This window comes from Duffyella gerundensis, from assembly GCF_001517405.1.
Classification (GTDB): domain Bacteria; phylum Pseudomonadota; class Gammaproteobacteria; order Enterobacterales; family Enterobacteriaceae; genus Duffyella; species Duffyella gerundensis.
This window is the reverse complement of sequence record NZ_LN907827.1, coordinates 622,735-636,909: the sequence shown is the minus strand read 5'-3', so window position 1 is coordinate 636,909 and position 14,175 is coordinate 622,735. Positions and strand designations below refer to the sequence as shown.

Genomic DNA, 14,175 nt, shown 5'->3' with positions numbered 1-14,175 from the left:
TTCTGGCGTTATCAGCGAAAGGAAACCCGGCCAGCAAGCCGGGTTAATACAGAAGAATCAGTGACGAATACCGGTATCGTCATCGTCGATCATGTCGCCTTCTTCGTCTTCATCTTCGGCGTCAGGATCTTCAAAATAGGTGCCCCAGCCGTCGTAATCGACATTGTACTTGCCTGCCAGATTCACCAGCTGCTCAACCTGCACGTCGATCAGATCCGCATTCAGCGCACCTTCACTCAGAATATCCACGCACATCACCTTGCTGCCATCTTCCAGCTCCAGCTCTTCCGGCTCGCTGACTTCATAGCCCAGCTTGAACGCGTCTACCGCCACTTTTTCCAGCGAGTCGAAGTTGTTGCAGGAGAGATGATGCTCAATGGTGTAGAGCGCTTCCGGATCGCTTCCATCGTCCAGCAGCTCTTCAATGATCAGCCGCGTCTCTTCGCGCTGTTCTTCCAGTAATTCTTCATATGCCATGATTTATTCCCCATTAATTGGCAGAGTCTTGATTATTTTCCCACACACGCCGACGCGCCACTACACAAAAGCGAAAGTTTCTTTACCTCAGGGTTGAAAATGCATATTCAGACGGTTAAATTGAATTTTAATTCATTTTGCATCGCCTTATGGAGCACCACATGACCTCGCTTTATCACCGTTCTTTCCTGCGTTTACTGGATTTCACCCCGGCGGAAATAGACAGCATGCTGACGCTGGCGGCTGAATTAAAAAGCGCGAAAAAAAAGGGCAATGAAACACCGCGGCTGACCGGAAAAAACATTGCGCTCATCTTCGAAAAAGACTCGACCCGCACCCGGTGCTCTTTCGAAGTTGCCGCTTACGATCAGGGCGCCAATGTCACTTATTTGGGTCCGAGCGGCAGCCAGATAGGCCATAAAGAGTCGATCAAAGATACCGCACGCGTGTTAGGCCGTATCTATGACGGCATTCAGTATCGCGGCCATGGCCAGCAGATTGTCGAGACGCTGGCACAGCATGCCGGTGTGCCGGTGTGGAATGGGCTGACCAATGAGTTTCATCCTACGCAATTGCTGGCCGATCTGCTGACCATGCAGGAGCATCTGCCGACGAAAAAGCTGAATGAGATGACTTTTGTCTACGTTGGCGATGCGCGCAATAACATGGGCAACAGCATGCTCGAAGCCGCGGCGCTGGTTGGCCTCGATCTGCGGCTGGTGGCACCAAAAGCGTGCTGGCCCGATGAGGCACTGGTGGAAAGCTGCCGCGAAGCGGCTCAGCAGACCGGCGGTAAAATCACCCTGACCGAAGCGATCGCTGAAGGCGTACAGGGCGCGGATTTTATCTATACCGACGTCTGGGTTTCCATGGGCGAACCCAAGGCGGTGTGGGCCGAGCGCATCGCGCTACTGCGTGATTATCAGGTCAACCGCGCCATGCTGGAACTGACCGGCAATCCCGAGGTAAAGTTTCTGCACTGCCTGCCCGCTTTTCATGATGACCAAACCACGCTCGGCCAGCAGATGGCAGAAGAGTATGGGCTGCACGGCGGCATGGAAGTGACCAACGAGGTGTTTGAATCGCCGCACAGCATCGTTTTTGATCAGGCTGAGAACCGTCTGCATACCATTAAGGCGGTCATGGTAGCGACCCTGAGCAAAGCGCCCTGAACAAGGCGGGCAAACGATTACGCGCTGCCGTTTTTCACTTGCTGCCCGGCACAGTTTCCGTATAATGCCCGACACTTTGCCGGGAGGATGTATGACTCAGCGTCACGCTTTTATCATCGCTCAATCACGCCTGATTGCAGGCGCGCCTTCCATTCTATTTTCGATCTTAAGAAAGCCCCTCATTGCAGGGGCTTTTTTTTGTCCATTATCCGGCACGCGCAGAGGAGAATGACAGATGGCCAATCCGCTATATCGCAAGCACATCATTTCCATTAACGATTTGAACCGACAGGAACTTGAGCTGGTGCTGCATACCGCCGCCATGCTGAAAGCCCATCCACAGCCTGAACTGCTGAAGCATCAGGTGATCGCCAGCTGCTTCTTTGAGGCGTCGACGCGTACGCGCCTGTCGTTTGAAACGGCGATGCATCGCCTTGGCGCGTCGGTCGTGGGCTTTGCCGACGGCAGCAATACGTCGCTGGGCAAGAAAGGGGAAACCCTTGCCGATACCATTTCGGTGATCAGCACTTATGTGGATGCCATCGTGATGCGTCATCCGCAGGAAGGCGCCGCCCGTCTGGCCACTGAGTTCTCCGGCGGCATTCCGATCCTCAATGCCGGTGACGGGGCTAATCAGCATCCGACGCAAACGCTGCTCGACCTGTTCACCATTCAGGAGACGCAGAGCCGCCTCAGCAACCTCAGCGTGGCGATGGTAGGCGATCTGAAATATGGCCGCACCGTGCATTCACTGACGCAGGCCCTGGCCAAATTCGACGGCAATCGCTTCTACTTTATCGCGCCGGATGCGCTGGCGATGCCGGGTTACATCACCGATATGCTGGATGAACAAGGCATTGTCTGGAGCCGCCACGACAGCATTGAAGAGGTGATCCCGCAGCTCGACATTCTCTATATGACCCGCGTGCAAAAAGAGCGTCTTGACCCTTCGGAATACGCCAACGTTAAAGCGCAGTTCATCCTGCGCGCTGCCGACCTGGCCGGCGCCGGTGACAATATGAAGGTGCTGCATCCGCTGCCGCGCATTGATGAGATCACCACCGATGTGGATAAGACGCCTTACGCCTGGTATTTCCAGCAGGCGGGCAACGGTATCTACGCACGCCAGGCATTGCTGGCGCTGGTGATGAACAGCGAACTGGATCTGTAAGGAGAAAACCCGATGACACAGGATAATAAACTACAGGTTGAAGCGATTAAACGCGGCACGGTGATTGACCACATTCCCGCACAGATTGGCTTTAAGCTGCTGAGCCTGTTTCGCCTGACCGAAACGGACCAACGCATCACCATCGGCTTGAATCTGCCTTCCGGCGAGATGGGCCGCAAAGATCTGATCAAAATTGAAAACACCTTTCTCACCGACGATCAGATCAACCAGCTGGCCGTCTACGCGCCGCACGCCACCGTCAACCGCATCGACGAATATGAAGTGGTCGGCAAAATCTCGCCCACGCTGCCGGATCGCATTGAGCGGGTGCTGACCTGCCCTAACAGCAACTGCATCAGCCGCAACGAGCCAGTCTGCTCGAGCTTTGCGGTGCGTAAACGCCAGGATGCGGTGCAGCTGAAGTGCAAATACTGCGAGAAAGAGTTTGCCCATCATGTGGTGCTGGCAAACTGGTAAACCCTGAGGCGGCACTTATAATGGTGCCGCTATGTCAGCGCGTAACGGATGCCGTTGCGTCAACGTCTTCAAGGAGAAAATATGTCTCGTGAAATCAGTACCGACAACGCACCAGCCGCCATCGGGCCTTATGTACAGGGCGTGGATTTAGGCAGCATGATCATCACCTCCGGCCAGATTCCGGTCGACCCAAAAACCGGCAACGTGGCCAGTGATATCGCTGCGCAAACGCGTCAGTCGCTGGAGAACGTGCAGGCGATTGTGGAAGCAGCCGGACTGAAGGTGGGTGACATCGTGAAAACCACCGTATTCGTTAAGGATCTCAACGATTTTGCTACGGTGAACGCTACCTATGAAGCGTTTTTCAGCGAGCATCAGGCGAGTTTTCCGGCCCGTTCCTGTGTGGAAGTGGCGCGGCTGCCAAAAGATGTGAAAATTGAAATTGAAGCGATTGCGTTACGTCGTTAAATAAACGCCCGCCCGCTCGCCGCCTTGCGCAGCTGAGCGGGACGGGCATCGGTTATTTTTTCGCGACGCTTTCCATGCCCATCAGACCAATCTTGAGATAGCCCGCCTGACGTAAGGCGTCCATCACGCCCATCAGCGTTTCATAATCAACGCTCTTATCCGCCTGGAAGAAAATGGTGGTCTCTTTGTTGCCCTGCGTCTGAGCGCTGAGCACGTTGACCAGATTGGCTTCGGTCACCGCTTCATTGCCGATATAGAGCTGCTTATCCGCTTTGATCGAGAGATAAACCGGTTTTTCCGGGCGCGGCTGCGGTGAACTGGTGGAGGCTGGCAGATTAACGCGTACGTCAACCGTGGCCAGCGGTGCTGCCACCATGAAGATAATCAGCAGCACCAGCATCACGTCGATAAACGGCGTGACGTTGATCTCATGCATTTCACCGTCTGTTTCGACACCGTCGTTTAATCGCATGCCCATGATAATTATCCTAAGCGTAATTTCTGCGTGGTCGTCGGACGGCCAACGCCGCTGTTAGCCAGATCGAGATCGCGGCTCTGCAACAGCAGCACCTGCGCGGCAACATCGCCCAGCGACGCTTTGTAATTGGCAATCATGCGCGCAAATACGTTGTAGATCACCACCGCAGGGATCGCCGCAACCAGGCCGACGGCGGTAGCCAGCAGCGCTTCGGCGATACCCGGCGCCACAACGGCCAGGTTAGTGGTTTGCGTTTTGGCGATGCCGATGAAGCTGTTCATGATGCCCCATACGGTACCGAACAGGCCGATAAATGGCGCCACGGAACCGACGGTGGCGAGGAAACCGTTGCCACGACCAGCATGACGGCTGAAGGCGGCAACGCGGCGCTCAAGGCGAAAGCCGGTACGATCTTTAATGCCGTCATTGTCTTCGCTGCCCGCAGAGAGCTCCAGCTCGTTCTGCGCGTCTTTGATCAGCTGCAGGCTGGCGCTTTGCGCTTTGAATGCACCGGCAATCTGCGCGGCTTCATTCAGCGATCGCACTTCGGTCAGCGCCTGATGTTCACGCTTCAGGCGGCGACGGGCGCCGCTCAGCTCGGCATATTTACTGAAGAAGATCGCCCATGTGGCAACCGAGGCCAACAGCAGCCCAATCATCACCGCTTTTACCACGATGTCTGCATGTTCATACATGCCCCAAACGGAGAGATCCGTTTGCATCAAATCACTGGTTACCACGCTGTATCTCCAACATCATTTATGGCTGTTTTACGTCAGGGGCGGATCATACCAAAAAAGCGGCGAATTGATAGTAGTTCTCATTACTATTTACATTTTTCGCTGATTTTTCGCGCGCCTTTCTGCCTGACGAAACCGGCTGGTTCCATAAATGTGATGGCCTGTTGAATTTTATTAAAACGTTGTTTTAATTTTGTGATGTATTTCATTCAATCTAACAGCCGCCCATTTGCAGCAGCAGACTTTTCTCTATAGTGATTCAGCCGCTGTCCCTGCTTGCGCCTCACTTCCTTCCCTAAAGCGGCATACCTCTTCGCTGGAGATAAAAAATAATGCTGAAAAAGTTACTGCTTGCCGTGTCGCTGACCGCTGCCTTTAGCGGTATGGCCTCAGCCAAAGTATTAAAAATCGCGGAAGTTCAACCTGCCGGTTATCCGACGGTGGTCGCGCTGCAAAATATGGGCGAAAAATTGAAAAAGGCCACCGATGGCCGCCTGGAGATGAAGGTTTACGCGGGAGGCGTGCTGGGTGATGAAGATCAGGCGCTGCAACAGGTGCAGCTGGGGGCGATCGATATGATTCGCGTGTCGCTGGCGCCAGTTACCACCATTGCTCCGGAAACCAGCGTCTTAACCCTGCCCTATATCTTTCGCGATGAAGACCATATGCATAAGGTGTTGGATGGTGACGTTGGCAAGACCATCACCGATAAATTCGACAAGGACCCTGCGGCACGCATGATATTTCTCGGCTGGACCGATGCCGGCGTACGCAACATGATCACCAAAAAGCCGATCGCCAAACCTGAAGACCTCAAGGGCATGAAAATTCGCGTGCAGAACAGCGCCGTTTCCCTTGCCACGCTGAAAGCGATGGGCGCTAATCCGGTAGCGATGGGCGTCAGCGAAGTGTTCAGCGCCATGCAAACCGGCGTGGTCGACGGCACCGAGAACAACCCGCCAACCTTTGTGGCGCATAACTATATGCCGGTTACCAAGTATTACACCCTGACCGGCCACTTTATGCAGCCGGAAATGATCCTGTTCTCAAAAACCGCATGGAACAAGCTCTCGGCGGACGATCAGGCGCTGCTGAAAAAGCTCGGCAAAGAGGCGCAGGAAGATGAGCGCGTGCTGTGGGCGAAATACACCGAAGAATCGCTGGCCAAAATGAAACAGGGCGGCGTGACCTTTCAGCAGACCGATCGCGATTACTTCATCAAGGCAACACAGCCGGTGCGCGACAAATTTGGTGCTAACTATCAGGATCTGATGAAGCAGATCGCTGAAGTTAAATAATTTTCCCCGTGCCGCGCTCGCGGCACTTTTCGCAGGAACCCAGTTATGACCTCTTATTGTCGTCTGATGGACGGGCTTTATCTGCTGTGCATGGTGGTGGCCGGTATTGCCTTACTGATTATGGTGTCGGTGATACCGGTGGGAATTTTTGCCCGTTACGTGTTGGATGGTGCCCTCTCCTGGCCCGAACCGGTGGCCATTGTCTGTATGATCATTTTTACCTTTCTTGGCGCCCCGGTTGGCCTGCGCGCCGGTACGCATATCTGTGTGTCAATGCTCACCGATCGCCTGCCTGCCCCGCTGCAACGCGCGGCGCGCATCCTCTGCGATCTGCTGATGCTGGCGTTCTGCGTGATGCTGTTTCAGTCGAGCTTTAGCCTGTGTGAAGCGATGTGGTCACAGGCGCAGGCATCGCTGCCTGCGGTGACCTACGGGCAAATGTATCTGCCGATTCCGCTGGGCACGCTGATCACGCTGCTGTTTGTGATTGAGCGTTTATTCGCGGGCGAGCAGACCGCTCGTCCTGTTGTCATGCTTGGCGGCACTCACTAAGGCGGAGCAGGAAAATGGACGCACTTATTCTGATTGGTAGTTTAGCGTTGCTGCTGCTGCTGGGGTTTCCGGTGGCTTTTTCTGTGGGCCTCAGCGCCTTTATCGGCGCCTGGTGGATTGACCTGCCGTGGGAAGCGGTGGTGATCCAGATCACCAACGGCGTAAACAAATTCTCCCTGCTGACCATTCCCTTCTTTATTCTCGCCGGTGCCATCATGGCCGAGGGCGGCATTGCCCGACGGCTGGTAAATTTCGCCTATATCTTTGTCGGCTTTATTCGCGGCGGTTTGTCGCTGGTGAATATCGTTGCCTCGACCTTCTTTGGTGCCATCTCAGGATCGTCGGTTGCCGACACCGCCTCGATCGGATCGGTGATGATCCCGGAGATGGAAGCCAAAGGCTATCCGCGCGATTTTGCCGCCGCGGTGACCGCCAGCGGATCGGTGCAGGCGGTGCTGACACCACCCAGCCATAACTCGGTGATCTACTCGCTGGCGACCGGCGGCGTGGTCAGTATCTCGTCGCTGTTTGTGGCGGGCATTTTTCCCGGCCTGCTGCTCGGCCTCTGCCTGATGATCATGTGTATCGGCTTTGCCAGAAAACGCGGTTACCCAAAAGGTGAGCGCATCCCGTTTAAACAGGCGCTGAAAATCTTTCTCGATGCGTTCTGGGGTCTGTTTACCATTGTGATCATTCTTGGCGGTATTCTCACCGGGATCTTTACCGCCACGGAATCTGCCGCAATTGCCTGCTTATGGGCGTTTCTGGTCACCATGTTTATCTATCGTGATTTTAAATGGAATCAGCTCCATATCCTGCTGTTTCGCACCATCAAGACCGTGACCATCGTGATGGTGCTGATCGCCTTTGCCGCCAGCTTTGGTGCGGTAATGACCTTTATGCAGCTGCCGCAGATGATCACCGATACCTTTACCAGCATCTCTGACAACAAATATGTCATCCTGATGTGTATTAACGTGCTGCTGCTGGTGATCGGTACGCTGATGGATATGGCGCCGATCATTCTGATCCTGACGCCGGTGCTGCTGCCGGTTACCAATGCGTTAGGCATCGATCCGGTGCATTTTGGCATGATCATGATGACCAACCTCGGCATCGGTTTGATCACACCGCCGGTCGGCTCGGTGCTGTTTGTCGCCAGTGCGGTAAGCAAGCAAAAGATCGAGCAGGTGGTGCGTGCGATGCTGCCGTTTTACTGCGTGCTGTTCATCGTCCTGCTGTTAATCACTTACATACCGGCCATTTCGCTCTGGCTACCGCGTGCCATGGGTGTGATTTGAGTCCGGCGGGCGAACCTGGTTCGCCCGCTGCTTCACGCTGGCAGCACTCTGATTATGCCAATTCCTTATCAACGCCCTGTCGGGATTCATGCTAAGTTTATGCCTTTCACAGGGATCAGCAGGGCGTCCGCAGATGAGCAAAGAGAAGTTAGAAACCACATTAATCCGCGCCGGGCGGGCAAAGCGATTTACGCAGGGATCGGTGAACAGCGTGATTCAACGCGCCTCGTCGCTGGTGTTCGACACCGTGGCGGACAAACAGCGCGCCACCGCAGGCCGTGCGCACGGCGAACTCTTTTATGGCCGCCGCGGCACCCTGACCCACTTTGCACTTCAGGAAGCGATGACCGAGCTGGAAGGTGGCGCCGGCTGCGCGCTTTACTCCTGCGGCGCGGCAGCGGTAGCCAATGCGATGCTTGCCTTTGTTGAAGCGGGCGATCACGTATTGATGTGCGGTTCGGTCTACGAGCCAACGCAGGATTTCTGCACCAAAATTCTCAGCAAGCTTAACGTCAGCACCACCTTTTTCGATCACTGCCTTGATGGTGGTATCGCCGCGCTGATCCAGCCCACTACGCGCATCGTTTTCCTCGAATCCCCCGCGTCCATCACTATGGAAGTGCAGGATATTCCGGCCATTGTCGCCGCCGTGCGCGCCAAAGCGCCGGAAGCGATCATCATCGTCGATAATACCTGGGCGGCGGGCGTGCTGTTTCGGCCGCTGGATCACGGCTGCGATATTTCGATTCAGGCAGGCACCAAATATCTGATCGGCCACTCCGATGCGATGATCGGCACCGCGGTCGCCAATGCGCGCTGCTGGGATCGCCTGCGCGAGAACTCCTATCTGATGGGACAAATGGTCGACGCTGATACCGCCTATATGGCCAGCCGCGGATTGCGCACGCTGGCGGTACGTCTGCAACAGCATGAAGAGAGCGGCATCAAAATCGCAGAATGGCTCGCCACGCGGCCAGAAGTGGCGCGGGTAAACCATCCTGCGCTGGCGCAGTGCAAAGGCCACGCTTTCTGGCAGCGCGACTTCAGCGGCAGCAGCGGCCTGTTCTCTTTTATTCTGCATCAAAAGCTGAGTCCGCAGCAGATGGCCGACTATCTCGACCATTTCCAGCACTTCAGCATGGCCTATTCATGGGGCGGCTTCGAATCGCTGATCCTCGCCAATCAGCCCGATGAACTGGCGGCGATCCGACCGGCCGGTGGCATCGATTTCAGCGGCACGCTGGTGCGGCTGCATATTGGCCTGGAACACGTTGACGATCTGATCGCCGATCTGTCGGCAGGCTTCGATCGTCTGACCAGCGTCTAAACTACACGGGGGATGCGGTTTTCGCGTGGCGGAAACCCGACCTGACTGGCTTCTTATTATTCGTTAAAATTAAACGAAACCGCTGTCAACGGGATTAAACATGGGTGTTTTACACGAGATTGTGCAGGCGTTGTGGCATCAGGATTTTGCTGCGCTGGCCAATCCGGATGTTGTGTGGGTCGTTTACGGGGTCATGTTCCTGACGCTGTTTCTGGAGAATGGACTGTTACCCGCCTCGTTTCTGCCGGGCGATAGCCTGCTGCTGCTGGCGGGTGCCATGGTGGCCAAAGGCGTCATGGACTTCTTCCCTACGCTGATTATTCTGACCATGGCGGCCAGCCTCGGCTGCTGGTTGAGCTATTTGCAGGGCCGCTGGCTGGGCAATACAAAAATGGTGAAACGCTGGCTGATGCATTTACCCGCGCAATATCATCAGCGCGCCTGGCAAATGTTTCACCGCCATGGCCTGACGGCGCTGCTGGTGGGCCGCTTTCTGGCCTTTATCCGCACCTTGCTGCCTACCATGGCGGGCATTTCCGGCCTGAAACATGGCCGCTTCCAGTTCTTTAACTGGCTCAGCGGCCTGCTGTGGGTCACCATCGTGGTGACGTTTGGTTACGGCATCAGCCAGGTGCCGTTTATCAAACGCCATGAAGATCAGGTGATGACCGTGCTGATTATTCTGCCGGTTGCCCTGCTGTTTATCGGCCTGGCGGGAAGCCTGTTGCTGATCTGGAAAAAGCGCCGCGGTGCGTCTCACTGATAGGAAAAGGTGATCGACGCGATGCCGTTGGCGCTGCCAGCGGTAATCGGCCCGGTGCGAATATAGCGCGCCATAAGCGGCACGGTCAGGATCTGCTGATCGTACTGCGCCTGTTCTATCCGCCACTGGTTGAGCGTGCCCTGAGCGCTGGCGTCCGGTCCGTAACGAATCACGTTGCCATCATCGCGCACAAACTGAATGCCCACGCCGGTCGCCGTGGAGTCCGGAGTCAGGTTGAGAATATCGCTGAGATTGCCCTTCTGGCTCTGGTCGGTCATCACCGCGTGTAACACCACGCCTTTGTCGCAGCTCAGCGAAATCGTGGCGGATCCATTTCCGTAAACGCTGCCCACCTCCGGTAATGAACCTGCCCACACTTTTCCCAGCATCACCGGCTCTGAGGCACCGGAGACCACCGAGCACCCTTGTGGCTGAATGCGAATCGTCATCCTATGCAGCACCACCGGCGCAACAACACTGAAGCGACCATTGCGCGCCGAAATCTGTGCAATGGGCAAAGACAGCGTAGCGGTCACGCCAGTCTGCAGCTGCTCGCCGGTGGTAATGAAACGCATGCGGGCACGTACGCCGCGTGTGGCGCTGAGGCGGCTGCTGCCGGGAAACGGATACAGTTGTAATTCCTGTTGCAACTGATTCACCGGCTTAAACCGGTTGTCCTCGAAATCCTGAATACCCAGCACGTAACCGATACCGGTTACCGAACTGCGATAGACATCATAACGCTCCCCCTCCTCATAGTATTGAATGCCGGTAGCCAGCGTGCCGACAGGCCTGACGGTCATCAGATCGATGCACTCACCTTCTGCGGGCTCGCACTGAAATAGCGTGCTGACTGCCGCATCGCCTTGCCATTCGTTACCCACCAGCTGGCCAACCGGCAGGCCATCGGCGGGTAAACTGTAGGGCGGCGGATCGACATCGGGCGCCACATCAACGTTGTCGACCGCACTCATGGCGTGCAGCTTCAGGCTCAGCAACATTATCCAGATCGGGTTCCATCTCATTCAGTCATACTCCAGGCTAAGCAGCGCCGTCGCGTTGGCCGCACCGGCAGTAATGGGCGGTGTTAAAGAGATATAGCGCGCGTGAAAGTGCAGCACGTTATCAACCTCGGGCAGCAGCGGCTGACGTATGCCGCGCTGGTTAATGGCCAGCGGCTCTCTGTTCGCATCACTGAGCTCAATTGCCAGTCCGCTGATGCTCTGCTGATCCAGCTTCAGTAACTGCGGGTTGGCCGCAGCGGCTTCACCCTGGAAGCTGACGCGCACGCCGGTTATCGCGTTGATGCACTGGCTGAGCACCAGCGTAAACGGCCGATGATCGCTGGCGCTGCCCGGCAGGGAAAAATGGGTGGTTTCCCATTCTCCCATCGCTACCTCAGGTGGCTTTTCACGGTAATTTAGCGTGCAGGCTTCATTCACTATTTCACCGGTCACTTGCAGCATCACATCGTGTGCCTGCAGGCAGGCACTAGCGAACAGCAATAACGTGCAGAATCGTCTCACTGGCACTCTCCCTGTAAGCGTTGAATGCCGCTGGCGGCATCGTCGGGTAAACGGTAGCGCAGCCGACACTGCTGCCCGGCACCTTTGCCCCAGCGCGCCTGCAACTCTCCTGTGGCGGGCAGACCGGTGAGCCAGACTTCGCCCTCATCGCCGACAATGCTTTGCCGATTACCAATCGCGACCAGGGCGCCAAAAGGCAGGGCATTTCCGCGGTAGCGCAGCGTCATCAGCACCCGATAGCCCCGTTTAACGTCAAAGTGAGCACGTACTAACGCACCCCGTTTTGGTGCCAGCCATTGCACCGCCTCTTCTATTTCATAGCCTTCTTCCAACTGCCGCAGATTCGGTGCGACCCGGTTCCAGCGATAGGGTGACGCCCACGGCACCACGGCATAGCCGCGCCAATCCGTTTTTACACTGCCGTTCTGCTCCAGCGGCAGATTGGCCACACCGGGCGCGCTCACCAGAATGTTGGTTTCTCCCAGCGGCTGCGTGAAGGTTACACCCTGCGGATGCAGCACTACGCCGCCGCTGAGGCCCCAGCTAAGCTGCTGGCCGCGGGCGTTGCTGACAATTGCGCCGTCGAGGTTACCGGCGCGGCTGCGCCAGGCCGCACTCGCATAGCTGCTGCTGCCTGCTGACTGATTACTCAGGCGCTGTTGCAAACGGTAACTGAGCGCATGCCCTTCACCCGCGCTGCCGCTGATGCCGCTCCAGAATTGCGCATTCCCGTGATTATCCACGCTGCTGCCCGCCGTGGCGTTAAGGGTATGGCTACGGTTGGCATAACGATTTTTGCTTAGCCAGCGATCCAGCGGCACGATCAGGTTGAATCCAATTACCCGATCGCTGCTGCGATAGCGCAACAGCTGGTTGTGGCTGTAGCTCAGGTTAAAGGTCATGCCGCGCCATACGCCGCTGTAACCTAACTGTAGTGAGCGTTCGCTACCGCTTTGCTGCCAGTAGTTCTGCCAGCTGCCGTTAATCCACAGTGACCCATAGCTGCCCAGCGTCTGCGTGAGGCTGAGATCAACGCGTTGTTTTCGCTGTACCGTGTCGGGCCGGTTTTTGCTCTGCGCGGCCTCAGAAAAGGTGCGGTAGCCGGATGTCGCGTAGCGGTAAGCGGAAAGCTGCAATTGCGTCTGCGAAAAGTAGCGTGCGTATCGCCAGCGCCAGGCTTCGCCCGACGCCTGCTGATGCCGTGCATGCGTCAGATCGAGTGACATGGCGCCCCACCTTCCACCGTTGACCCCCAGGCCCGCCGCCAGCGACTGATACTCTTCCGCCAGCTGACTGCCGCCATAGGCGGTGAGCTGCCAGGGCAATCCCCACGCCACGGTATTCTGCAACAGCCAGGGCCGATCGCCAGATACCAGCCGCAGGCGCCCGGCGCTCAGGCTGTAATGCCCGCGCCCTTCGCGTTGCAGCACCGGCAGCGATGAAAAAGGCACGCTGAAACCGCTACGGCTGCCATCCTGTTCGATAATCTCCACGTCCAGCGTGCCGCGGCTGCTGAGCGGATAGAGATCGTCGATCACAAAGGCGCCCGGCGGCACCTGGCTTTCGCGGATAAGTGCGCCCTGCTGACGTACCTCAACCCGCGCCGGGCCGCGCGCCACGCCGCGAATAACCGGCGCAAAACCGCGCAGGCTGTCCGGCAGCATGCTGTTATCACTGCTCAACTGCACGCCGCGCAGGCTCAGGCTGTCAAACAGCTCGCCTGTGGTGGCAAGATCCCCGAGCTGCAGCTGACTACGCAACACCACGATATCGCGCTGAAACTGGCTGGAGAGATGACGCCAGCGGGTTTCTCCCTGCGCAAGGCGCAACGTGCTGTAGTCGCGCCAGCGCCATTCACCGAGGTTGATACCACTTTGTAAGGTCATCAGCTGCTGGCGGCTTGAGGCTTCTCCCCACCGCTGGCTGCCGTGCAGACTGTAATTGAGCATGCCGGCGTTAATGCCACGCTGCCAGCGTGCCTCCGGCACCGTACCGCGCGCGCGATTATGCAGCGCCGCCTGCGGAATGCTCAGGATAAGTCGTAAGCGCTCACTATCAACCTCAGTACTGGCTCCAGCGATGAGTTCGGTAAAAGGCACACATGCGTCTGCCAGTCCCTCCGCAGGCAAATGCGCCAGATTGACGCCCAGCTCTTCCAGTGATGCTGCGGATAAACAGGGCAACAGCCCTTGCTCGCCGGGTAACAGCTGTGTTTCTCGCAGGCCGGCGCTTCGCTCATTCATACGCCACTCCATCAGGTAGGTCCCCGGCAACAGTCCGCTCTGTTCATCAAGCTGTGACAGATCGGCAACGGATTGGCCCTCTTCAATCAGAAATGCCGGATCGAAGCGGACAGCATTCACCTCCGCGCTCGCCATGATCAGCAGCGCGGTAAGACGGTAACAGCCACGTTCCATGTCGGTTG

General features: G+C 56.7%; 15 protein-coding genes. 9 read left to right on the top strand and 6 right to left on the bottom strand.

Translation table 11 applies throughout. The features are described 5' to 3' along the window. Nucleotides 1-57: 57 nt before the first annotated feature. Nucleotides 58-477 carry a ribonuclease E inhibitor RraB gene (rraB, locus tag EM595_RS02900; protein ID WP_067427701.1) on the bottom strand — a complete coding sequence of 140 codons (420 nt, stop codon included), beginning with the start codon at nt 475-477 and terminating at the stop codon, nt 58-60. Between the two features lie 161 nt (nt 478-638). Between rraB and argF the strand changes: the two genes are divergently transcribed. The 4 genes from argF (at nt 639) to ridA (ending at nt 3,765) form a co-directional block, all read left to right on the top strand. Further along, a complete protein-coding gene (argF, locus tag EM595_RS02895; protein WP_067427699.1) occupies nt 639-1,649 on the top strand; it encodes an ornithine carbamoyltransferase in 1,011 nt (336 codons plus the stop codon). A gap of 235 nt (nt 1,650-1,884) precedes the next feature. After that, nucleotides 1,885-2,820: an aspartate carbamoyltransferase gene (pyrB, locus tag EM595_RS02890; protein ID WP_067427697.1), complete on the top strand. Its 936-nt coding sequence runs from the start codon at nt 1,885-1,887 to the stop codon at nt 2,818-2,820. A 12-nt stretch (nt 2,821-2,832) separates the two neighbouring features. Then, entirely contained in the window at nt 2,833-3,297 is a 465-nt protein-coding gene (pyrI, locus tag EM595_RS02885) for an aspartate carbamoyltransferase regulatory subunit (RefSeq protein WP_067427695.1), read from the top strand. An 81-nt stretch (nt 3,298-3,378) separates the two neighbouring features. Further along, on the top strand, nt 3,379-3,765 hold the full coding sequence (gene ridA, locus EM595_RS02880) for a 2-iminobutanoate/2-iminopropanoate deaminase (RefSeq protein ID WP_067427693.1): 387 nt from the start codon (nt 3,379-3,381) through the stop codon (nt 3,763-3,765). A gap of 52 nt (nt 3,766-3,817) precedes the next feature. Here the strand turns inward: ridA and exbD are convergent, their stop codons facing one another. Both exbD and exbB read right to left on the bottom strand, forming a co-directional pair. Continuing rightward, a complete protein-coding gene (gene exbD / locus EM595_RS02875) occupies nt 3,818-4,243 on the bottom strand; it encodes a TonB system transport protein ExbD (protein WP_067427691.1) in 426 nt (141 codons plus the stop codon). A 5-nt stretch (nt 4,244-4,248) separates the two neighbouring features. Continuing rightward, the gene (gene exbB / locus EM595_RS02870) at nt 4,249-4,965 is read right to left on the bottom strand and encodes a tol-pal system-associated acyl-CoA thioesterase (RefSeq protein WP_071852476.1); all 717 of its coding nucleotides are present in this window, start codon (nt 4,963-4,965) and stop codon (nt 4,249-4,251) included. Nucleotides 4,966-5,315: 350 nt separating this feature from the next. On the opposite strand from exbB, the gene EM595_RS02865 reads away from it, so the two are divergent. The 5 genes from EM595_RS02865 to EM595_RS02845 all read left to right on the top strand — a co-directional run bounded on the left by EM595_RS02865 (nt 5,316) and on the right by EM595_RS02845 (nt 10,224). Next, nucleotides 5,316-6,281 (top strand): TRAP transporter substrate-binding protein, encoded by a 966-nt coding sequence (locus EM595_RS02865; protein ID WP_067427685.1) that lies wholly within the window; start codon nt 5,316-5,318, stop codon nt 6,279-6,281. A 45-nt stretch (nt 6,282-6,326) separates the two neighbouring features. Then, complete coding sequence (locus tag EM595_RS02860; RefSeq protein ID WP_067427683.1) at nt 6,327-6,833, top strand: TRAP transporter small permease; 507 nt, start codon at nt 6,327-6,329, stop codon at nt 6,831-6,833. 14 nt (nt 6,834-6,847) lie between these two features. Then, entirely contained in the window at nt 6,848-8,134 is a 1,287-nt protein-coding gene (locus EM595_RS02855) for a TRAP transporter large permease (RefSeq protein ID WP_067427681.1), read from the top strand. A gap of 133 nt (nt 8,135-8,267) precedes the next feature. After that, on the top strand, nt 8,268-9,461 hold the full coding sequence (gene metC / locus EM595_RS02850; RefSeq protein WP_067427680.1) for a cystathionine beta-lyase: 1,194 nt from the start codon (nt 8,268-8,270) through the stop codon (nt 9,459-9,461). A gap of 100 nt (nt 9,462-9,561) precedes the next feature. Then, nucleotides 9,562-10,224, top strand: a complete 663-nt coding sequence (locus tag EM595_RS02845) for a DedA family protein (RefSeq protein ID WP_067427679.1) — start codon at nt 9,562-9,564, stop codon at nt 10,222-10,224. On the opposite strand, the gene EM595_RS02840 is transcribed toward EM595_RS02845, so the two are convergent. The 3 genes from EM595_RS02840 to EM595_RS02830 are packed head-to-tail and all read right to left on the bottom strand — an operon-like array spanning nt 10,218 to nt 14,167. Next, entirely contained in the window at nt 10,218-11,249 is a 1,032-nt protein-coding gene (locus tag EM595_RS02840; RefSeq protein ID WP_082691643.1) for a fimbrial protein, read from the bottom strand. The two genes, EM595_RS02845 and EM595_RS02840, sit on opposite strands and share 7 nt — an antisense overlap. Beyond that, the gene (locus EM595_RS02835; protein WP_067427677.1) at nt 11,250-11,690 is read right to left on the bottom strand and encodes a fimbrial protein; all 441 of its coding nucleotides are present in this window, start codon (nt 11,688-11,690) and stop codon (nt 11,250-11,252) included. Nucleotides 11,691-11,746: 56 nt separating this feature from the next. Continuing rightward, nucleotides 11,747-14,167 carry a fimbria/pilus outer membrane usher protein gene (locus tag EM595_RS02830; RefSeq protein ID WP_067427674.1) on the bottom strand — a complete coding sequence of 807 codons (2,421 nt, stop codon included), beginning with the start codon at nt 14,165-14,167 and terminating at the stop codon, nt 11,747-11,749. Between the last annotated feature and the right edge of the window lie 8 nt (nt 14,168-14,175).